At 42.3% G+C, this 20,253-nt stretch carries 17 protein-coding genes, 1 tRNA gene and 1 other RNA gene; 7 read left to right on the forward strand and 12 right to left on the reverse strand.

The genetic code is table 11. The features are described 5' to 3' along the window. Window positions 1-6 precede the first annotated feature (6 nt). Window positions 7-681, reverse strand: a complete 675-nt coding sequence (locus G457_RS0102130; RefSeq protein WP_026945008.1) for a hypothetical protein — start codon at window positions 679-681, stop codon at window positions 7-9. Window positions 682-743: 62 nt separating this feature from the next. On the opposite strand from G457_RS0102130, the gene G457_RS0102135 reads away from it, so the two are divergent. Then, window positions 744-1,739 (forward strand): long-chain-fatty-acid--protein ligase, encoded by a 996-nt coding sequence (locus G457_RS0102135; RefSeq protein WP_026945009.1) that lies wholly within the window; start codon window positions 744-746, stop codon window positions 1,737-1,739. Between the two features lie 184 nt (window positions 1,740-1,923). On the opposite strand, the gene G457_RS0102145 is transcribed toward G457_RS0102135, so the two are convergent. Next, window positions 1,924-3,081: a sigma-54-dependent transcriptional regulator gene (locus tag G457_RS0102145; protein ID WP_024281826.1), complete on the reverse strand. Its 1,158-nt coding sequence runs from the start codon at window positions 3,079-3,081 to the stop codon at window positions 1,924-1,926. A 17-nt stretch (window positions 3,082-3,098) separates the two neighbouring features. Beyond that, window positions 3,099-3,528: RNase P RNA component class A (rnpB, locus tag G457_RS22160), an RNA gene on the reverse strand. 303 nt (window positions 3,529-3,831) lie between these two features. Here rnpB and G457_RS0102150 point away from each other — a divergent pair. Further along, a complete protein-coding gene (locus tag G457_RS0102150) occupies window positions 3,832-4,422 on the forward strand; it encodes a DUF3109 family protein (RefSeq protein ID WP_026945010.1) in 591 nt (196 codons plus the stop codon). Here the strand turns inward: G457_RS0102150 and G457_RS0102155 are convergent. From G457_RS0102155 to G457_RS0102165, 3 genes are read right to left on the reverse strand one after another with little or no spacing between them, the layout of a single operon-like run. Then, window positions 4,404-4,958 carry a DUF4287 domain-containing protein gene (locus G457_RS0102155; protein WP_026945011.1) on the reverse strand — a complete coding sequence of 185 codons (555 nt, stop codon included), beginning with the start codon at window positions 4,956-4,958 and terminating at the stop codon, window positions 4,404-4,406. The genes G457_RS0102150 and G457_RS0102155 overlap by 19 nt on opposite strands. Window positions 4,959-4,961: 3 nt before the next feature. Further along, complete coding sequence (locus G457_RS0102160) at window positions 4,962-5,954, reverse strand: endonuclease/exonuclease/phosphatase family protein (protein ID WP_026945012.1); 993 nt, start codon at window positions 5,952-5,954, stop codon at window positions 4,962-4,964. A gap of 37 nt (window positions 5,955-5,991) precedes the next feature. Then, the gene (locus G457_RS0102165; protein ID WP_026945013.1) at window positions 5,992-7,137 is read right to left on the reverse strand and encodes an acyltransferase family protein; all 1,146 of its coding nucleotides are present in this window, start codon (window positions 7,135-7,137) and stop codon (window positions 5,992-5,994) included. 103 nt (window positions 7,138-7,240) lie between these two features. On the opposite strand from G457_RS0102165, the gene G457_RS20890 reads away from it, so the two are divergent. From G457_RS20890 to G457_RS22145, 3 genes are all read left to right on the forward strand, one after another. Next, on the forward strand, window positions 7,241-8,125 hold the full coding sequence (locus G457_RS20890) for a PPK2 family polyphosphate kinase (RefSeq protein ID WP_035482959.1): 885 nt from the start codon (window positions 7,241-7,243) through the stop codon (window positions 8,123-8,125). Window positions 8,126-8,218: 93 nt separating this feature from the next. Next, window positions 8,219-9,577 carry a S8 family peptidase gene (locus G457_RS0102175; protein ID WP_026945014.1) on the forward strand — a complete coding sequence of 453 codons (1,359 nt, stop codon included), beginning with the start codon at window positions 8,219-8,221 and terminating at the stop codon, window positions 9,575-9,577. 76 nt (window positions 9,578-9,653) lie between these two features. Further along, a complete protein-coding gene (locus G457_RS22145) occupies window positions 9,654-10,883 on the forward strand; it encodes a S8 family peptidase (RefSeq protein WP_051260664.1) in 1,230 nt (409 codons plus the stop codon). Here the strand turns inward: G457_RS22145 and G457_RS0102185 are convergent. The 6 genes from G457_RS0102185 to G457_RS0102210 all read right to left on the reverse strand — a co-directional run bounded on the left by G457_RS0102185 (window position 10,858) and on the right by G457_RS0102210 (window position 18,253). Beyond that, window positions 10,858-13,068, reverse strand: a complete 2,211-nt coding sequence (locus tag G457_RS0102185) for an adenylate/guanylate cyclase domain-containing protein (protein WP_026945015.1) — start codon at window positions 13,066-13,068, stop codon at window positions 10,858-10,860. The two genes, G457_RS22145 and G457_RS0102185, sit on opposite strands and share 26 nt — an antisense overlap. A 182-nt stretch (window positions 13,069-13,250) precedes the next feature. After that, window positions 13,251-13,709: an RES family NAD+ phosphorylase gene (locus tag G457_RS22490; protein WP_081701368.1), complete on the reverse strand. Its 459-nt coding sequence runs from the start codon at window positions 13,707-13,709 to the stop codon at window positions 13,251-13,253. Window positions 13,710-13,712: 3 nt separating this feature from the next. Beyond that, complete coding sequence (locus tag G457_RS0102195; protein WP_026945017.1) at window positions 13,713-14,174, reverse strand: antitoxin Xre-like helix-turn-helix domain-containing protein; 462 nt, start codon at window positions 14,172-14,174, stop codon at window positions 13,713-13,715. A gap of 159 nt (window positions 14,175-14,333) precedes the next feature. Next, window positions 14,334-17,300: a DNA polymerase III subunit alpha gene (locus G457_RS0102200; RefSeq protein ID WP_026945018.1), complete on the reverse strand. Its 2,967-nt coding sequence runs from the start codon at window positions 17,298-17,300 to the stop codon at window positions 14,334-14,336. A 449-nt stretch (window positions 17,301-17,749) separates the two neighbouring features. Continuing rightward, the gene (locus G457_RS20900; RefSeq protein WP_035483030.1) at window positions 17,750-17,953 is read right to left on the reverse strand and encodes a GIY-YIG nuclease family protein; all 204 of its coding nucleotides are present in this window, start codon (window positions 17,951-17,953) and stop codon (window positions 17,750-17,752) included. A 226-nt stretch (window positions 17,954-18,179) separates the two neighbouring features. Continuing rightward, window positions 18,180-18,253, reverse strand: a tRNA-Ile gene (locus tag G457_RS0102210). 271 nt (window positions 18,254-18,524) lie between these two features. On the opposite strand from G457_RS0102210, the gene G457_RS0102215 reads away from it, so the two are divergent. Both G457_RS0102215 and G457_RS0102220 read left to right on the forward strand, forming a co-directional pair. Continuing rightward, the gene (locus G457_RS0102215) at window positions 18,525-19,154 is read left to right on the forward strand and encodes an HAD family hydrolase (RefSeq protein ID WP_026945019.1); all 630 of its coding nucleotides are present in this window, start codon (window positions 18,525-18,527) and stop codon (window positions 19,152-19,154) included. Next, a complete protein-coding gene (locus G457_RS0102220) occupies window positions 19,147-20,253 on the forward strand; it encodes a site-2 protease family protein (RefSeq protein WP_026945020.1) in 1,107 nt (368 codons plus the stop codon). The genes G457_RS0102215 and G457_RS0102220 overlap by 8 nt, the downstream gene beginning before the upstream one ends.

A 20,253-nucleotide genomic window follows, 5' to 3' on the forward strand; every position in this document is an offset into this window, starting at 1 on the left:
CTTTTTTTATGGATTTCTAGTGATTTGCCTCAGCGTAAATTCGCTTGTGGATACTTCGTTGCTTCTGTTTAGCTGCCTATCCTGGACCTGTAGGTCAATTCTTACCGTATCATTTCTGAAAATGGATTCCCAACCTGAGGAAAGCATCGCGTATTTAATATTTCCTTCTACAGCTTGTCCATCTTCTGAGGTTAGGATTCGCGGGAATCGCCCATTGAAAGTGGTGAAAAACGGAGGATCTTCCCATCTAAACTCTGTGAATTGACCGTTTCGCTTGATGAAGAATTTTACAAAGATGTTGTACTGATTGGGGTTTTGCTCCACCCAAATCGTGTCTTTCACGGTTTGGTTATTGACAATCGGATCAATCACCCAATCAATTGGATTGTAGGTGGGTGCTTCTGGTGGCCGATTAGAATAAGTGATCAAATTCCCCGCAGCATCTCTTTTATAATTTAATGCATTGAAAGGCGGATTGATATCTGTGGCTGATAAACCCAAGTCACCTTCAGCGTCCTGAAAGTCTATCCCAACAATCAAGGAATCAGGTCCTGCGGTGGAGACATATTCTACAGATTCGAAACTGATAGAAGGCACGGAAGGAAAGTTGTCTGGAGGGTTGACGCAACCGGCTGCTAAAAAAGCCAAAAAGAAAACTCCCGATATTCTGTGTAAACGCATGAGGCGAATTAATTTTGTTGCAGAATGGTTTTCCATTCCGAATTGATGCAAATTATAAAACGATGCAGGATTTTAAAAGTTTTTCGGAAAAGCTGAAAGAATTTGTACCTAAAGACTTTGAAAGTCTGGCATTAGAGATTTTTCAGTTTCAGGCAATTCAAAATCCCATCTATAATAAGTATCTCAATGCACTTGGAGTGATTCCATCTGATATCAATAAGGTGGAGGATATTCCTTTTTTACCAATCCGTTTTTTTAAGGATCATCCAGTGGTTTCTGCGGATTTAGACAATTTTGAAGCTTTCTTTTCCAGTTCGGGTACCACCGGAATGATTACCAGTAAGCATTATTTCTGGTCCGAAAAGTGGTACTTGGATCACTCACTGAGGCTTTTTGAAAGGGAGTATGGATCCATCGAGGATTTTCATGTTTTGGCTTTGTTACCAGCATATTTAGAGCGAAAGGGAAGTAGTCTGGTGGCGATGGCGGATCATTTTATCCAAAAATCCCAATCTGTACATTCTGGATTTTACCTGTATAATCAGGAGGATTTGATGCAAAAGCTTCAGGTACTGAGATCGGATAAAAGAAAAGTTTTACTTCTCGGAGTCACATTTGCACTTTTGGATTTGGCAGATTCGGGAAGGGATTTTGAGGAGATGGAGAATTTAATAGTGATGGAGACAGGGGGGATGAAGGGACGTCGGAAGGAAATGATCCGGGAAGAAGTTCATGATAGGCTAAAGCAATTTTTTCGGCTTGATGCGATTCATTCAGAATACGGGATGACCGAATTAATGTCTCAAGCCTATTCGAAAGGTGAGGGAAAATATAACATGCCGGCTACCATGCGCGTTATGATACGAGATATAAATGATCCCTTTGCTTGGTCAGGCAGATCGCAAGGCGGTATCAATATTATCGATCTTGCAAATTTTCATTCTTGCGCATTTATTGAAACGCAAGATTTGGGAAGGATTGGAAAGGATGGAATGCTGGAGGTGCTTGGTCGCATTGACAATTCAGAAATCCGTGGGTGTAATTTATTGGTGCAGTAATTGTAAGAAAAGAATTAATTAAACATATTTGATTTCAAAATTATCAGATTGATGAAAAGATTAGCCACAATTGTAACCTTGATTGGTATTCTAGCTTTGGGAGCATGTGCTTCCAGTAAGCCATGTCCTGCTTATGCAAAAGCAGATGTAGTTGAAAAATCCAACGGATAAAAAAATGCTGACCTTAATAGTCAGCATATTTTTTTATGTCTTCGAGGCTGATTGTGTCCTCGCCTAGAATTACGAGTCTTTCTACCACGTTACGCAGTTCTCGAATATTTCCTGTCCAGGGATAAGTTTTGAGTTTCTCGAGTGCTTCTTTGCTTATTTTTCTTTTTGCATCTCCGCTTTCTTGAGCGATATCATTAAGGAACTTATCTACGAGTAAAGGAATATCGTCCACTCGATCTTTCAGCGCAGGTACCTGCACCACAATCACGCTTAGGCGGTGGTACAAATCTTCTCTGAAATTTCCCTCCTCGATTTCCTTTTTTAAGTCTTTGTTGGTTGCCGCCAAAACGCGAACATCCACCTTGATGTCCTTATCGCTTCCTACGCGATTGATGAGGTTTTCCTGAAGTGCACGCAAGACCTTTGACTGTGCTGACAAAGACATATCCCCAATCTCATCAAGGAATAAAGTTCCTCCTTGCGCTTGCTCAAATTTACCTGCTCGTTGCTTGTGAGCAGAGGTAAATGCTCCTTTTTCATGACCAAAAAGCTCGGACTCGATCAGTTCAGAAGGAATAGCCGCGCAATTTACAGCGACAAAAGGTTCTTTCGCCCGACTGCTTTTTTGATGAAGCCAATGAGCTACCAATTCTTTTCCCGTACCATTTGGTCCAGTGATCAAAACTCTGGCTTCGGTCGGAGCTACTTTTTCGATTGTTTCCTTCACTTGAACAATAGCAGGTGATTCACCCACCATATCAAATTTCTTGGAAAGCTTCTTTTTCAAAACTTTCGTCTCGGTAACCAAATTCTTTTTATCCAGCGCATTTCGCACTGTGAGAAGTAATCGGTTTAGATCGGGGGGTTTTGGTATAAAGTCAAAGGCCCCTTTTTTAGTCGCTTCGACTGCTGTCTCAATGCTTCCATGGGCGGAGATCATGATGAATTGTGGAGCTTTATCCAAGTCCTTGGCATGGCTAAGAACTTCGATTCCATCCATTTTTGGCATTTTGACATCGCAAAGTACCAGATCAAAGTCTTCTGACTGAATTTTTTTGAGTCCTTCCTCGCCATCACTGGCTTCGGATACTTCAAACTTTTCGTACTCGAGGATCTCTCGTAGCGTAGCTCTGATGACTTTTTCGTCATCGATGATCAGGATTTTTGACATAGGGCGAAGATAAAAAGAAAATGTGCAAGTCTGTAAGCCGGGTTCTGTACTCTTGATTTGGAATTCATCCTTTTCAATAGTGTCTGCCATTTATCTAGCCCTGACCTCACGGTCAGGGTCCATCGATCTACCCACCCCGGAACCCTGCCAAAGCAGAGATCGAACGAGCAGCTCTTTGCCCGGGGCCTATTTGATCTTTCAACCCATAAGGTTTGCCATGCACCCGATGTCACCATCGGGACGGTGGGCTCTTACCCCACCTTTTCACCCTTACCCCATTCCAATAATGGTTGGGGCGGTATATTTTCTGCGGCACTTTCTGTAGACTGACCGTCACCAGTCAGCCCCCTTCCCGTTAGGAAGTATGGCGCTCTATGTTGCCCGGACTTTCCTCCTTTCTGATTCCGATATCAATCGGGACAGATCGGCGACAGACCGACTTGCACACAGCAAATAACGCCAAATTCTATGATTTGATTCTTACTAAGCTTAAAATGAAATTTTCTCTTCAATAAATTATCTTGATTCTGGGCTTTGAAATGGACTTTTCAATCTTTTTTTAAAAAAAATCATAAAAATTTTATCTGAGCTAAAAACCTTTTGATCAGACGGCTGTTTGTTATATCAAAGGCTAAAAATAGCTTTTCTTCATAGTGCTGGGTTGAGCCGCTCCTTTACGGAGCGGTTCTTTTTTGTACCCATTCGGAAGGCCTTTTCCTGTATGCTCCTTACCTTTGAAAAAAAAAGATCATGATCCTTGTAGGCAACGCGGTACTTTCTGACGATATCAAAGAGAATTTTTTTGTCTGTGACCTTGAAGCATGCAAAGGTGCCTGCTGTGTGGAGGGAGATGCAGGAGCACCTCTGGAAGATGAAGAGACAGCTATCCTGGAGAAGATTTATCCTCAAGTCAAAGACTATCTGACGGATGAAGGTCGCAGGGTCATCGAGGAGCAAGGTACCTGGGTGATAGATAAGGATGGAGACAAGGGCACACCAACCATCGGTGATAATCGAGAGTGTGCTTATGCTATTTATGACGAGCGTGGAGTGCTGAAGTGTGGGATTGAGCAGGCCTATCTCGATGGTAAAACGGACTTCAAAAAACCCATTTCATGCCACCTCTATCCAATCCGAGTCACGAAGTACGATCAGTTCGATGCATTGAATTATGATAGATGGCATATTTGTGATCCTGCTTGTACGCTAGGCCAAAGTTTAAAAGTCCCCCTCTACCGTTTTCTTAAGGATGCACTGGTGAGGAAGTACGGGGAGTTTTGGTATGAGGAATTAATTAAGGAAATCGAGGGAGAAGGAGATAATCAACCAGCTGATTCATAAGCCTTTTTGAGCCAATCAATTACTTCTGAGCTAAAATCCTCTATCGATTGTAATTCGATTTGATGACTTACCATCCCGCTCGTTTTGGTATCCAATGCCAAAACACCTGAGGCTTCTTGTCCTTTTAGGTTGATGCCGATATCAAACCTTGTCTTGGTAGCCGGAATCAGCATAGCAAATTGCTTTTTTCGCTTGACACTGATATAAGCCTTCTTTGGTATAAACTCCACACCTTTGCCAAATAGGTTGATTTCATTTTTTAGCTTATCGAGGACGGGTAAAAAATGCTCCTTTCCTTTGTATTGCGAATGGGTCAGTTCTTCATGGTCAGAAGCAGAACTTGCATCAGACTTAAGCGTTTTATGGGCTACCAAGTTGGCAAATCCATGGGTGAAACTATGGGTCTCCTTTAGCCACTTGACGATTTGGCCATGTTTTTCAAGCTTTTCTTTTTTCACCAGATCAATCCACTCTTCCAGGCTTTTACCTGTGTTTTTATGAAGATTCTCGATCATGGTTTGTACTTGGTCATCCATTTTTTATTGAGTTAAAGTAAATGAAACCGGAAAATGATCAGAAGCTTTGATCAGGGGAAATTTGACCGACTGGATCAGAGGGTCGTCTTTCTCCGTGTATGGATTCCATACCTTTCCATTCTTGAAAGGAAGTCCTTGACTGACAAGAATATGATCAATTAAAACGTTAAACTCATCTCCTGTGATGCGATCCCGGTATCTGGAGGAGTTTGGGCTCCAGCCGTAGGCATTCAGCTTAGGTCTTGGAAGAACAGATTTGAGAATAAACTCCGGAATCCAAGGGTCACCCATTAGCAGTTCTACCGCGCTTTTGCTGAATTTATTTTCATAAAAATCCAGCTCAAAACCATCATTGATGTCTCCCATGACCATGGTTTGCTCACCTTTTTCTAAATAAGCATCTACGCGCTCTCGGATATGCATGCATTCTGCAAAAAGTCGAAGTCTATCCCGCTTGGAAAGTTGTTCGTATCTGGCAAAGTCCACCTTATCGAAAATCCCTTTGGACTTGGTATGTGCTACGATCACTCTCGATATAAAGGAATCATCGGTGTCTAAAATACTCAACTCTAAAGGAGGTCGGTAATGCTTATACTGCTCTTTGATCAGGCGATCAGTTGTATCCATCAAAAAGGGCTCGTCAAATCGCTTTCCTGCCGCTGTTTCTGGAGTAAAAAGAACTTTCAACCGATCGGCTTTATAGATTGCGCAGAGCTCTTGCTGGCCAGGTGATGGAAAGCCATGCACCCCTTTGTAATTACTTCCGGGCAAAAACTCCTGCGTCCAAAGTTCCAATTGCGCACTGGCAGTTTTGGTTTGGCTGACCAAGGTATTTGGTCCTTCCACGATTCCCAAAAAATCCGGGTCCATTGCTAAAATGATTTCTGCGATCCATTCACTTCGAAGCTTTTCTTCACCGCTTGTTTTGGGATTGCCATCCTTATCAAAAAGATCGCGCATCCAATAGATATTGTAAACTCCAATTTGATAGTCCATGGTAAAAGAGTTTGATGAAATCTAAACTGTTCCTGACTTAGACCTTGATATAAATTTTACGTCGATCCATCCACCATCCAATCAGCCAAATCAGAAGCATGTAACTAATTGCAAATAGAAAGGAAGCGTTTTTTGGGCCTAGCCAACTGGTGTAGGCATTTGCATAAATGAAACCCTTCAGGCTACTATCTCCGACAGGAATCATACTGAAGATAGAAATCACCACGCCTGAGAGCACATAGAGTATGAGTGGATTTCTTCCAAAAACTTGGAAGAAATAGGTCCAAGAAACCTTGTTTTTGATTTCAATGAGAAAGATAAGTCCCGCTAAGAGTATCAAATCCCATCCTACTGTTAAGAGAACATAGGGACTGGTCCAGATCTTCTTATTGATGGGAAAGGCTAAATCCCATACATAGCTGGCAGCGATCAAAATCACACCAAAGATTAGCAATGTCCTGACAGAAGTAGGAGTATTTCCCTTTTTTTGGATCATTTTGCCCACTATATAGCCAGCGATGACATTGACAATGGAAGTAAGGGTACTGAGAATCCCTTCAGGGTCAAATGGGATGCCTTCACCCATGTACATTCTATCTGCTCCAATGGTTGCCAAATCTAGTTTGATGGCTGCATTTCCGGTAAGGCCATAAGGGTCAGCTGGGTCGCCAAAGAAGTATAAAATGGGCCAATACAAAACCAAGGCCCCAATCGAATATATCCACCCGCCTCGGATACCTCCAAAATAAAGGATTAAGGCGGCGAAGAAATATGCAAGTGCAATCCGCTGCAATACGCCAAAGAATCGGACTTCGGTAAGCGTGATAAACTCAATCCCCCCAGATTCATTGTAATCGAAGAAAGGGAAGGCATTTAGCAGCCATCCAATCAGGAAAATTAAGAATGCTCGCTTGCCAACTTTCCTGAAAAAAGCTCCCTTTGACATTTCGGATAACTTTTTCATAGAAAAGCTCATGGCATTTCCCACCACAAATAGAAATGTAGGAAAAACAAGGTCTGTGGGTGTAAAGCCATGCCAATCTGCATGAGCCAAAGGGGCATAGAGGTGAGACCAACTGCCTGGAGTATTTACAATAATCATAAAAGCAATGGTCATTCCACGTAGAACGTCCAAAGCTAAATAGCGCTGTCCGAGACCCGTTCGAATAGGAATTTCAGTCATAGTGATTTTGGGCGAATTTTTGGTTGATTGATTTTCATTCCAAGTTAAAATATTATCTTGTTTTTCACTTAAAATCAAACTTTTATTACTTCTATTTAAGCCCATGAAGAATATTCCTATTAAAAATTTGCTGGCAGGGTCTGATTTTCAATTAGCTAACTACCCGACTTTTATAGATCTCGAAACCTCCGAAGCTAAAAAGAAAAAGAAGCTGAATGATCTCCGTGAAGATCTTAGCAAGCATCAGGATATTATGTATGCCCATGGAAAATATGGGGTTCTCATCTGTCTTCAGGGAATGGATACAGCCGGAAAGGATAGTCTAATCAGAGAGGTGTTCCAGGAATTTAACCCGCGGGGAGTAGTTGTTCATAGCTTCAAAACGCCTTCATCAAAGGAATTAAGACATGATTACCTTTGGAGGCATTATTTGGCTCTTCCCGAACGTGGAAAATATGCAGTATTCAATCGTACTCACTATGAAAATGTCTTAGTGACAAGGGTTCATCCAGAGTATATTCTATCTGAAAATATTCCCGGTATTGAAAAGGTGGAGGACATTACCGATGATTTTTGGGCAAAGCGATTTGAGCAAATCCGGAATTTTGAAAAGCATGTGGTCCAGAATGGAACGGTTATTTTAAAGTTTTTCTTGAATCTGAGTAAAGAGGAGCAACGAAAAAGGCTTCTTCGCCGCTTGGAAAATGAAAAACACAATTGGAAATTTTCTCCTGGGGATCTTAAAGAGCGAGGGCTATGGGAGAGATACCAGTTTTGCTATGGAGAAGCCATCCGAGAAACGTCTCTTCCACATGCACCTTGGTATGTGATTCCGGCTGACAATAAGGAGACAGCACGTGTCTTAGTCGCAAAGGTGATCAAAGAGACCATGGATAAACTTGAAGGGATCGCAGAGCCTGAATTGGATGATGCAATCAAGGCTAAAATAATGGAATACAGGGCTATGTTAACAAAACCAGGAGCCTAAAATCTTCAATTGATTTATTTGGTGATTTATTGAATTTTTTTGATAAATTGAAGATCTAATGATTTGATTTTTAACCGGTAAACTTTTATTACAATGAGAAACTTGATTTTGATTTCAGTCCTTTTCTTGGGCTTTTCCTGCCAAGATGGAAAAAATGCACTTGTTGAATCTAAAACACTTGAAGAAAATAGTTATGAAATTGTTTTCAACGAAGATTCTGGGATTGTTCCTTTAGCAGATAGACAAGGGATATTGGATTTAGATTCAGTTGAGTTTGAAAAGGTTTTAACCTCCTTAGAAGATTCGATTCGCCAAATAATTATTGACATTGAACCGAATATTCCACATGATGATATTTATGTAAGAGTCTATGACGAGATTTCAGTTCATCTGCAAAATTTAACAGATCGGCAGGTCAAAAGCTTCCAATCGCAGGCTTCAGTCCAAAATTTCGAGGTGGAAGTGGATATTAATTTACAGGGAAGACGTCCCATGATGCAGTCTGCTTTGATTCCACAGGGCAGGCGTCCCATGATGCAAGATCAAATGCGATACGATGCGACGGCTCAGACTAGTATTTTTATTGAAGAGATAGGTGGTGGACAGGACGTTACCCCAATTCCTACAACGAGGGTATGGATAATTGATTCGGGAATAGACTCATCTCACCAGGATATAAGGTTCAGACAAAGGGACATAAACCTTTCCAGGGATTTTTCAAGAAAAGACACAACAAAACAAAACCCGTTTTTGGATAAGCATGGCCATGGAACTCAGATAGCGGGGATTATCGGTGCGAAGTCTTCATCTTCGACTGACAATTATGGAATGAATGGGGTTTTCCCAAGAGCCCGGATGGTTAGCGTAAAAATATTTAATGGAAGAGGTAATTCTTCTTTTGCTAAATTATTTAATGCCCTGGAGCATGTGTCTAATAAAGCTAAGCCAGGGGATATTGCCAATTTAAGCCTAGGTTTTTCAATTGATGATTCCATGGCTAATCAATCGTCTGTGCAAAGAAAATTAGCAAGACTTGAAAGGAAGATTAATAGAATTCTAAACAGGAACATCCACGTTGTCATGTCTGCTGGCAACGATGCTGATTTATCTACCAGAAATCTTCCTGGAGGATTGATCTCTTCTAGTACTTTTGCTCATACCATTGCCTCCTACGGTCATTATTATAATCCGAGTAATGGGCAGAATGAGCGGTTATTTTCATTCTTTTCCAATTATAATATTCCTACCATCGATTACATCGAACCGGGAGAATACATTTTTACCACAGCGCCGAAGTCTTCTTATGCAGTGGTATCGGGTACGTCCTTTTCAGCGGCGATTTTCTCTGGAATATTATATCATGGAAGCAGTTTTGATACCTTGGGAACAGTGCTTAGGGGACCGGACGCTTCAGGTAATAATCCACCGTATCCTATTGCGAAGGTTAGGTAGTGTTACAAAATTTTGTTTTAAATTTTTTGGTTAGATAAAATTTCCTATGTTAGAACTGTAAAAAATGCAATGCGAAATGAAAAAAGTGATTTTTATAATCTTTTTGGTATTCTTCTCCACTTGGAGTTATGGCCAAGGCAAGCGATACATAGTCGTATTGAAAGATAGTTTTGAACAACCCGTGCGAAAAGTGCAAACAAGGGATACCGATCGGGAGCGTCAGGAGAGGAGAAATGAGACAGTTCGGTCTACCAAACTTGAAAAACTCCGTGGATACATGGACAGAAAGGGACTTGGGTCACGGGGAAATGCCAAAAGATTTGTGGATGGAGCGGTCGGGTTTATCGCTGATTTGAGCAGTGAAGAGGTTCGTGAGCTAGAATCTGACGAGTCTGTGGCTCAGGTTATTGAGGACTTTCAGATGCAGGGCCGCCCTCGGATGCAAGGTCGTCCCCGAATGCAGGGAGAGTCATTTGGGTCAGATTGGTTTTACGACCCTGCTACCAAAGCTAGTATAGCTGTTGGTTTGATGGGCGGATCTGAAAGAGGAACCAATAATCGTAGCTCTATTTGGATATTGGACTCAGGAATTGATGCTCGGCATAGGGATCTTCGTGTGACTAGAAATCCAAGAGTAGCAGTTTCATTTATAGATGGAGAAAGCCCATTTGAGGATTTTGCAGGACATGGAACCCACGTAGCTGGTCTAGCGGCTGGTTTTGGCAGGGGGAATCCCGGAATTACCGGAATGTCTGCTGGAGCTGAAGTGATCCCTGTAAAGGTTTTAGATCGAAACGGTGTCGGCTCATGGTCCAATCTCGTCTTGGCTTTGAATCATATCGAAAAGTTTGCCGTACCAGGAGATGTGGTGATGATGAGTTTAGGAGAATCGGGGGTGGTGAATTGTCAAAATTCAGAACCATTCCTTCGCGACATCATTTTGGATCTAGGCGAAAAAGGAATCTTTGTGGTAATGTCTGCCGGAAATGAAGGTCAAAGTGCTGGATCCAATCTACCGGGTTGTATTAGTGGGAAAAATGTCTTCACTGTAGGTTCAGTGGACTTTTCTGAGGCGGGCTTTTCCTCTTGTTCGGACTTTTCCAACGCAGGTGCTCCCCCGATAGATTGGCTTGCACCTGGTGCCAATTTAGTATCTACCTTTCCGGGAAATGCATACAACGTTATGTCGGGAACCTCGATGGCTTGTGCATTAGTAGCTGGACTGATTCATTCCAATGGAGGTCCGCCAAGAGCTATTCAACAGATTAATTGCGGTGAGGCTACCTACTCCGTAGCAGGTCGTTAGACTGCAGCTCTTGGTTGGCTTGAATTCGTGACTTGTCAATTTTAGATAATATTGAAAGGATAGTCGGGTCTTTCAGGTATCTTTTGAAAATGGGATTGTGAGTGATGTAAAAATCATCTCGCATTCCCTTTTCTTCTGCCAAGGCGAGATAAGCAACTGACTCAGATTTGCTACCCTTAATCGCATAAAGTTGGGCTAAATCCAAAAATAAATTAAAGTCATCCCCATAGTTTTCAATTGCATCTTCGCGGATTTGGATACCCTGCTCTACTAGGGCATTTGACTCCAGCCGTTCGCCTGATTGTGCCAAAATGTAAGCAAGAAGAATAGGAGAGGTGAAATACTCATCCTGAAGAGACGCAGGTGTTTTTTCAATGCTTTTCTCCAAATACAATCGTGCGATCTCATCGCTTTCAGTAAAAAACGCAATCGTCCCTGCTACGGTATAGTCTAGTGCAGTACTATCTTTTTCATCTTTGAAAATATCACTGACAAGCGACAAGGCTTTTTCATTATCTCCTTTTTCGATCTCTATAAAGGCAAGTTGCTCAATAGTCACAGGGTCAGGAAGTATATCTAGGGATCGTTTCAACCAAACTTCAGATTCCTTAAATTGGTCTAATACCCGATAAATCCACCCTGAAATCTGATAGGGGAGGAAGTTTGTTGGATTTAAGGTGGCCGATTTAAGCTGAAGTTTGAGTGCTTCCGGAAGGTTGCCGCTGACAAAGTAAACCGTCGCTAAGTTACCAATGGCTGAACTCAAATTTGGATTTAAAACGATGGCTTTTTCAAAGGAGATCTTTGCGTATTCACTTTGTCCTTTGTAGTAATATACATTTCCTTGGGCTTTGAAGCCTTCAGCAAGGTAGGGGTCAAGGGCTAAAGCCTTTGCACTTGCTTCCATGCTTGAATCTAGCCACTGATCGCCTTCACTGAAATAAATCAGTTGAGCATAACTATCAGCAAGGCTTGCGTAAGCAAGTGCATAATTTGGGTCAATATCAATGGCTTGTTTGTAGTAATCGATAGCCTCCCATATGGATTCCCGGCTATAGTTAGAATAGAGTTCACGGCCCTTCAAGTGTAGTTCATAGGCGTCGAAACTGCTTGTCTGAGTTTTGGAAAGTTGACTTCGTTCTTCCGAGCTAAGGCTACTGTTGAGAACCCGGGCTATTTCGGTCGCGATATCCGCTTGCACTTTGAATATGTCCGATGCATCCCTGTTATAGGTTTCAGCCCAAAGATTTCGGTTCTCGGCGGGGTCAATTAATTGAACATTGATCCGGATTTTATCAGCAATCCATTGTACACTTCCTTTTAGTACAGTGGTGACGTCAAGTACTTTTGCTACAGAGTCCAAGGGTAATTTATCTCCTTTGAATCCTTCTACAGCATCCTTACTGATGACCTTGATACTTTCAATTTTCGATACTTGGCTGATAATGTCTTCTGTAAGTCCTTCGGCAAAAAACTCTTGGTCTGAATTAATTGTGATATTGGTAAAAGGGAGCACTGCAACAGATTTCTCTTTCTCCCAGACCGAAGTATTATTGAGAAATGAATAGATCAAAGTGATTGTCAATGCTACAATGATTGCTACCGCTGCCCAAAGTTTCCAAGGGCTGCGCTCTTGATAGCGGATATTTTTGATGATTTCCGCACGCTTCGGTACAACTACAGGAGGATTGCTCAGTGCATAGAGTTCGACCGAATTTTTAACATTTTTAAGCGAAAACCCACCTAGTTTTACCCATGAAAAGCTTGTGTCGGTAGGTATTTGCTCAAGTACTTTGGAGGAAAATAGGACGCAAGTAGGCATACCAATTCCCTGAATACGTGCTGCAATATTGACAGCATCACCGAATACATCCCCTTGATCAAAGATGATTTCTCCGCAATGAAGGCCTATTCTAATCTTTATTGCAGCTTCACTTTCCAAACGGGATTGAATCGCCAAACTTGCATACAGTGCCTCCTCCACAGTCTGGAAAGTAGCTAAGATTCCATCGCCTAATTCTTTGATTATCTGACCATTGTGTCGGCTTAAGATGTCTTGATGAATCTCAAGATTCTGCTTCATGAGCTCAAAGGCCCGATCTTCATCTTCGCCCATGAGGCGTGTATAGCCTACGATATCAGAAAAAAATACTACTGACTGCTGTCGGGAAGGATGGCTACGCATATAAAAAGAATAGACTTATCAGGCTAATTTTCATTGACAATCTAGTCAATTTTACCTGTTTTGGAAAAGTAAAAATAGAGCTTTAAGCAAAAAAGTGTCTTAAAAAAATCAAAATATGAGATGGAAAAATTCAATGGTCAATAGGATAAATTTTCAGATAACTTGAAACGGTTCATTAATCTTCAATCACGTAATATCCTTGGGTCTAGACTCAATGGATATGTTTTTGATTCAATTAGGTGAAAATCTTTCGAAAGGGGGTTGATTACAAAATTCAATGATGAGGGATCTAAAATCGAAGGAATGGAAAAACAGAGCTTGGGTGAATTCAGAAGTGAGGAACCCAGATCTTTTGTTGATTTTGGCGCTGGTATTTGATTCCAGTTTTCTGGTAATTCCTTTCGATTTACATGATAAATTAATTTTTCCGGTAGATGGATTTCCATTACACTATACAATTTGTAGCGCTCCGATGTAAATAATTCGGAGTCAATGGTTAGCCTTTCTAATAGAGACACTGAAATACTTCCTCCTGCATAGATTGCCGGTGTACCAACGTGATTCCATCTACCTCCGTACCTTTTGGCACCCTCTCCGCTTAGGTCGCAGTACTCATTTAGCACTATTCTATAGACATTCATTGACTAGATAGCGATGCCATATTGAAGTCGCTTGATCTCTATCTTGAGGAGTTCTATTCCTTCCGACACATCGATCAAATCTCGAGGGATTCGGTTGTTCAGTGTGAAAAGTGGCTGCTCCATCCATCGACGGAACCCGTCTCTGCCGAAGTAATTGATTCCGGTCGCGTACAGATCAGCCAGCTGATAGAGCTTTTCAGACTGCCCGGTGTCAAATATTTCCTTGCGCTGCAGGGTCTTGGCTGAGACCCCCAATGCATCTGCCAAAGTCTCATAGTCAAGACCGGAAAGTACCTTGAAGCTTTCGAAGGAGCTTTTATTTAGGCCATTGCGGAAAGTGTCTAGCCGGGTGAGTGGCTCGTCCAAATCAGCCAAATCCAATCTTAGAATGTCTTCCACATTCATTTTTGGCTTATGGTAGAGGGCTACCGCCGGCTCGCTTACTTTGGATTTTTTCTTTGTCATAGCACTAATCGGTAATTTGTCTTTTAATATACGGTAATTTGTCTGAATTTGATTTTAGTTTTCCAATTTTTTTTCTAAAATCTAGAAGGGATATATCTCTGGCAGTGATTCGTCTAAATTTTAGATGATTGCTTGAGCGCATAAAATTAGACTTGAAACTTAATCAGCAGCATTCCAGTACGCCATCCGCTCTAGCTTTTCCACTTCGATGGAGTAGAAGCCAAATTCTTCCACGACTTTTCCTTCGATTTGGTAGATCGCCCGACCTTTGAAAGGATGCTTTTTCACCACAGGAGGGAAGTGCACCGTATCGATCCAGTCTCCGTCCCGGTCCAGAAAAGTCCCAAAGTTCATCACCTCACCCTTCACCGTTCGAGTATACTTGACCGTGACCAAATAGCCCAAAATCATCACTCGCTTGCCCAAGTACTGAGTCATTTCCCTGGCTTTGATCCCTTGAATACTTTGGTCTTTGACCAGATGAAAAGGCGAGTCCAATGGGAATTCCAGAATATCGATTTGATCTAAGATATCCTGCCGGATATCCGTCTCGTCCAAGTCTGGAACCTGAGGTGGCTTTTTGCCAAAGCTGATTTCTGCTGAGTTGGACCGAAACAGGTCCGTACTGCTCACAATCGCTTTTCGCTTATGCTGAAGAAAATGTGCCTCCCACAAGAGTTCTTGCTTGGTCTTGCCTGTAAAGCGAAAGCAAGTCATCCGAATCAGAATCAAGAGCTGCTCCAGTCCGATCTCCACCCGCGCCACGAAGTCTGCCAATCCCAGAAAAGGACCGTTTGTTCGTCGCTCAGCCAATAGCTTTTCTACAGTAGTTTTTTCAAGATATTTCATGTGAATGAAACCAAGAAACACTTTTTTTCCAGTGATTCGGGTCAGGTATTCACTTTCGTTCAGGTGGGGAGCTTGGATGTTGGCTCCGTTCATTCGGAGTTCGTGGACATAGAATTCTGTGTGATAAAATCCTCCGAAATTATTGATCACACCAACCATAAATTCCAGTGGGAAGTAGGCCTTCAAGTACAAGCTCTGATAGCTCTCCACGGCAAAGGATGCTGAGTGCCCCTTGGCAAAGGAGTAGCCTGCAAAGCTTTCGATCTGATGCCAGACTTCTTTGGCGACCTGATCCGCTCTTCCTAGCTTTTTGCAGTTTTTGAAAAATTGATCTTTCACCCGCTGAAATTCATCCTTGGACCGGGACTTTCCGCTCATGCCACGCCGGAGTACATCCGCTTCGGCCAGACTCAGCCCGGCAAAGTAATGTGCGACTTTGATAACGTCTTCTTGATAAACCATGATTCCGTAAGTTTCGGGCATGATATCCCACATGACCGGATGCGCTTGTTTCCTTCGTTCTTCACTGATATGACGTAGGATGTATTCCCGCATCATTCCGGATCGAGCCACCCCCGGCCGGATAATGGAGCTGGCAGCGACGAGTTCTAGATAGGTATCGGCTTTCATTTTAGCCAAAAGCATCCGCATGGCAGGAGATTCTACATAGAAAGCGCCGATCGTGTGTCCGGTGCGGAGATGCTCCTTGATTTTGGGATCTTTTTTAAACTTTTCCACTTCCCTGATATCGACCTTGACGCCTTGGTTTTGGTAGATGATTTCGAGTGCAGATTTGATATGGCCCAATCCCCGCTGACTCAGGATATCAAACTTGTGCAGTCCAATATCCTCCGCGATGTGCATGGCGATATGGGCGAGCGGAAAGCCTTTTGGTGGCATATCCGTGGCAGTGTAGTAGTGGATAGGCTTGTGTGAAATTAAAATCCCGCAGGCATGAATAGTCAGGTGCGAAGGCATGTCATGCAGTACTTGGGAGTACTTGATGATCAATTTCCCAAACTGATCGGGTTGGTAGCCCGCCTTGTCGGCATGGTGGATGAGGGACTCGATATCCGTTTTTGGAAGACCAAATACCTTTCCCAATTCCCGCAGCATAGAGTTGTATTGAAAAGTGCTGTAAGAGCCCAAAAGTGCGACATGCTCTTCTTCTTTGCCATTGTATTTTCGGAAAATATAATCGGTGACCTCATCCCGATCCGTCCAACTGAAGTCGATGTCGAAATCAGGGGGATTTTCTCGGTAGAGATTGATAAATCGCTCAAAGTACAAGTCTAGCTCGATCGGGTCGACATCTGTGATGCCCAGACAATAGGCGACGATACTGTTGGCACCGGAGCCCCGGCCCACGTGGTAGAAGTTGCGGTGCTGTGCAAAACTTATGATGTCATAGTTGATCAGGAAGTAGGAGACGAAGCCCTTCTGCTGAATGAGCTCGAGTTCCTTTTCAATTCGCTGGCTGATCTCCGGGCTTAGATTGGGGTAGCGACGGATGGCTCCCTTGAAAGTTTCCTGTCGGAGAAAATCAAAGTCCTCCCAGTCTGAGCCCAAGATGTCCCGACGGTTTTTCACTGCTTGGAAATAGAAGGAAAACTGGCACTGTTCGAGTAGCTTTTGAGCATTGACCAGAAGATAGCTGTGACTTTCACAGCGAGCGATCAGGTCGGCATAGGAGTAAAATTGATCTGTCAGGTCGGCCTGCTCGCTTGAGGGAAGCTTGCTCAGCAGGGTATTTAGGTCCATGCTTCGCAAAAGCCGATGGGCGTTGAACTCTAGCTTGGAGCTGAAGGTAGCTGGCTGCAAAAGAACGAGCCTTTCCTTGCGTCGATACCAAGGAGAGGTGAGAAGTTTGTTGAGTTGGTTGGGATGTATACCCACAAATTCATTTTCCCGCAGGGAAAAAGCTTTCTCCGAAAAGGGGTAGATTACAAAGCTGTTTTCGAACTTAGGAGCTCTTGTTTTAAATTCCCGCTTACGAGTAAGATGCTCGGAAAGGTGCTTATTTAGCTCGAAGAAGCCCTCTTGATTTTTGGCCAGTCCGATGTATTGTTGCTGCACGCCATTCCGGAAGTCGATTCCGATTACAGGATGGATTCCGGCCTTTTGTGCAGCGCGAATAAAAGGGAACACTCCGGCTGTGCAGTTGATATCTGTGAGTGCGAGCGCATCCAATTTTTTGCCCTTCGCCTCAGCGATCAGCGTTTCCACAGACATTGTCCCATATTTGAAGCTGAAGTGAGAGTGGCAGTTTAAGAACATACTGAAATACGAAGAATGAGATTCGAAATACGAGCAAGTAGAAACCTTCCTCTTGAAATTAGATCTGATGCTTTTTCAGACAAAGCATCAAAATTTAAATGTTAATTATTTTAACATTTTAATGTTTATAAATTAAACAAAAAGTATCGAATCAAGTCAAGGGTCTGCTAGGTTTTTGGTGGGAATAATGCAGGTAACTGTCAACCGAAGTCTGGAATTATTAGCTAGAGTTGATTGATTGACCAAGTGAAAAAGATTAAAAAAAGAAACCCCGAATACTTGAAGTAAACGGGGTTAGTGGGCCCACCTGGGCTCGAACCAGGGACCTCCTGTCCCGATGTATCGGGAGAGTCAGAAGCTTAAACCATTGTTCTTTGAATCAATGTTTTGAGTTGTTCTGGATTTTCTTTTAGTTTTCGAATAAAAGAAGAACTTTTCATCCTTTTTATTTAAAGCTCAATTCTTCTTGCATGTGAAAGCGAATTTACTTCGATAGCCAGAAATAGTTCCCAGTCTGATGCTTTCGCAGTAAAGTGATGATTTCCATAAAAATGAAAGTTATGTTTTTGAAGTCTGGACCCTACACTTTCCTGAGTGATTCCAGTGTAAAACTTCTTTAATGAAGGGCTGAAAAGTATATAGCAATAATTCATAACTAAATTTAAAAAACAAAACTCTAGAATTGAAAATACTATTTGGTTCGGATACTTTGGTGTCTGCAAAAAAAGAAACCCCGAATACATCAGTAAACGGGGTTAGGGGCCCACCTGAGCTCGAACCAGGGACTTTCTGTCCCGATGTATCGGGAGAGTCAGAAGCTTTGAGTTTTTGGTTGTCTATAAAAAAGAAACCCCGAATACTTGAAGTAAACGGGGTTAGTGGGCCCACCTGGGCTCGAACCAGGGACTTTCTGATTATGAGTCAGATACTCTAACCAGCTGAGTTATAGGCCCAATACTATTTTTAAATGTTCCAGCGACCTTCTGTCCCGATGTATCGGGAGAGTCAGAAGCTCTAACGAACTGGTCCCGATCGATATCGGGAGCCCAATATTTTTATCTTGAACTTTTATTTATTTAAAGCTTCAAGTACTTGATTCAGCATTTTTCGATCGTTATCGAAATTGCCTCAAATCCATGATTAAAGCGACCTATTGACTTTAACTCTTGGTTTTGGGATTGCAATGTTACATATTTGAAAGCATATTCACAACCATACTACTGGATGAAAAAAACACCTGATGCCGACTTTTTGATCTTTGACTTGGGCAATGTGATCATTGATATTGATTATAACCGTCCGCTATCACTTCTTCGTCAGCAACTTCCAGAAGAAAGACACTATTTGGTGGATGAATTTTATCATACGGATTTTCATAAATCTTATGAAAAAGGACAGATCAATTCTGCCATTTTCAGAGATGAAGTCAGAGCATATTTTGAAAAAAATTGGTCTGATGAGGAGGTAGATAAGCTATGGAATTCACTATTGGGCAAAATTCCTGCTGAGCGCTTGAAACTCGTTCATGAGGTGAAAAAACATTTCCAAGTGGGGGTTTTAAGTAATACAAATCTTATTCATATCCTGGCGGTCAATGATATTCTAAGTCAGGATCATGGTGTTGCCAACTTTGATCCGATTTTTGACTGGGTTTTCTTAAGCCATGAAATGGGCCTCGCCAAACCTGATGCAGCCATCTATGAAAGAATGCTTACAGATCTACGAACAGCTCCTGAGCGGGTGGTGTTTTTTGATGATTTGAAAGAAAACGTGGAGGGAGCAGCTGCACTTGGTATTCAAGCTGTACATGTGACCGGGCCGGAAGTGATTTTTGACTATTTAAAATATGTATAGTAGAAAAGAGTATCTCCGACACGGAGTTCTGTTTTTTCTTACTTTGATAGCAGCTACGCTTGCAGGAGGTGAATGGGTCTATGGAAGGTCTGTTTTTGGCTCGGAAGAATCAGCACTTACTTGGGCGTATTTTTTTAAGTCGTTTTCTTACTCTATCCCTTTTGTAGGTATCTTACTTATCCATGAATTGGGGCATTTGTTCACCTCAATTTATCATCGTGTCAAATGCTCGCTTCCATTTTTTATCCCTGCTTGGTTTGGTTTTTTGGGAGCGCCTTCTTTGGGTACACTAGGTGCTGTCATCCGAATGAAGGGATTTGTTAATTCCCGAAAGAAATTCTTCGATATCGGGGTAGCGGGTCCTTTAGCAGGATTTGTCGTTGCATTAGGAGTCTTGTTTTATGGATTCTTGAATTTGCCTCCTGCTGATTACATCTACGAAATTCATCCCGAATATTTAGACCCCAATTTTGAAGGCTACGAAGGGGCAATTGAATTTGAATTGGGTCAAAATCTCCTTTTTTGGATGATGACTGAGACCTTAGCAGACCCTGAGCGCATGCCTGCTATGTCTGAATTAATCCATTATCCTTACCTTTTTGCGGGCTATTTGGCCCTCTTTTTCACCGCACTTAATCTACTGCCGATCGGGCAATTAGATGGCGGTCATGTTATTTTTGGACTTTTCCCCAGACATCATGAAAAGATTTCATTGGTCGCCTTCACTGCATTTATTTTCTATGCCGGTCTTGGGGTAATTAGTCCCTATCTGTCAGCTAGCGAACTCATTTTCAGAATTCCTCTTTACGTTGGGTTTCTATTTATCTGCTATTTCAAGTCTGGCCTTTCGGTTCAAAATAGGATTACTATTGCACTCAGTATTGCGGCAGTTCAGTATTTGATGGTCTTTTTCCAGCCCACACTGGAAGGCTATCAAGGTTGGCTCTTGTTTGCTTTTTTATTAGGAAGAATCATGGGGACTAGACATCCTGAAGTCTCTGGATTTAAAACTTTAGATTCTAAAAGACAATGGATTGGATGGTTGGCTATTTTGATCTTCGCCTTTTGCTTTTCTCCTCAGCCATTCATCTTCAGCTAA

The organism is Algoriphagus marincola DSM 16067 (genome assembly GCF_000429405.1).
In the GTDB taxonomy this organism is placed as follows: domain Bacteria; phylum Bacteroidota; class Bacteroidia; order Cytophagales; family Cyclobacteriaceae; genus Algoriphagus; species Algoriphagus marincola.

Bases quoted from the DNA above. Each gene is read 5' to 3' on its own strand.
- G457_RS0102195 (WP_026945017.1), bottom strand. From the start codon at position 14,174: ATGACAAAGAAAAAATCCAAAGTAAGCGAGCCGGCGGTAGCCCTCTAC.
- G457_RS0102215 (WP_026945019.1), top strand. From the start codon at position 18,525: ATGAAAAAAACACCTGATGCCGACTTTTTGATCTTTGACTTGGGCAAT.
- G457_RS0102130 (WP_026945008.1), bottom strand. From the start codon at position 681: ATGCGTTTACACAGAATATCGGGAGTTTTCTTTTTGGCTTTTTTAGCA.
- G457_RS22490 (WP_081701368.1), bottom strand. From the start codon at position 13,709: ATGAATGTCTATAGAATAGTGCTAAATGAGTACTGCGACCTAAGCGGA.
- G457_RS22145 (WP_051260664.1), top strand. From the start codon at position 9,654: ATGAAAAAAGTGATTTTTATAATCTTTTTGGTATTCTTCTCCACTTGG.
- G457_RS0102220 (WP_026945020.1), top strand. From the start codon at position 19,147: ATGTATAGTAGAAAAGAGTATCTCCGACACGGAGTTCTGTTTTTTCTT.
- G457_RS20900 (WP_035483030.1), bottom strand. From the start codon at position 17,953: ATGAATTATTGCTATATACTTTTCAGCCCTTCATTAAAGAAGTTTTAC.
- G457_RS0102185 (WP_026945015.1), bottom strand. From the start codon at position 13,068: ATGCGTAGCCATCCTTCCCGACAGCAGTCAGTAGTATTTTTTTCTGAT.
- G457_RS0102200 (WP_026945018.1), bottom strand. From the start codon at position 17,300: ATGTTCTTAAACTGCCACTCTCACTTCAGCTTCAAATATGGGACAATG.
- G457_RS0102150 (WP_026945010.1), top strand. From the start codon at position 3,832: ATGATCCTTGTAGGCAACGCGGTACTTTCTGACGATATCAAAGAGAAT.
- G457_RS0102160 (WP_026945012.1), bottom strand. From the start codon at position 5,954: ATGGACTATCAAATTGGAGTTTACAATATCTATTGGATGCGCGATCTT.
- G457_RS0102145 (WP_024281826.1), bottom strand. From the start codon at position 3,081: ATGTCAAAAATCCTGATCATCGATGACGAAAAAGTCATCAGAGCTACG.
- G457_RS0102165 (WP_026945013.1), bottom strand. From the start codon at position 7,137: ATGACTGAAATTCCTATTCGAACGGGTCTCGGACAGCGCTATTTAGCT.
- G457_RS0102135 (WP_026945009.1), top strand. From the start codon at position 744: ATGCAGGATTTTAAAAGTTTTTCGGAAAAGCTGAAAGAATTTGTACCT.
- G457_RS20890 (WP_035482959.1), top strand. From the start codon at position 7,241: ATGAAGAATATTCCTATTAAAAATTTGCTGGCAGGGTCTGATTTTCAA.
- G457_RS0102155 (WP_026945011.1), bottom strand. From the start codon at position 4,958: ATGGATGACCAAGTACAAACCATGATCGAGAATCTTCATAAAAACACA.
- G457_RS0102175 (WP_026945014.1), top strand. From the start codon at position 8,219: ATGAGAAACTTGATTTTGATTTCAGTCCTTTTCTTGGGCTTTTCCTGC.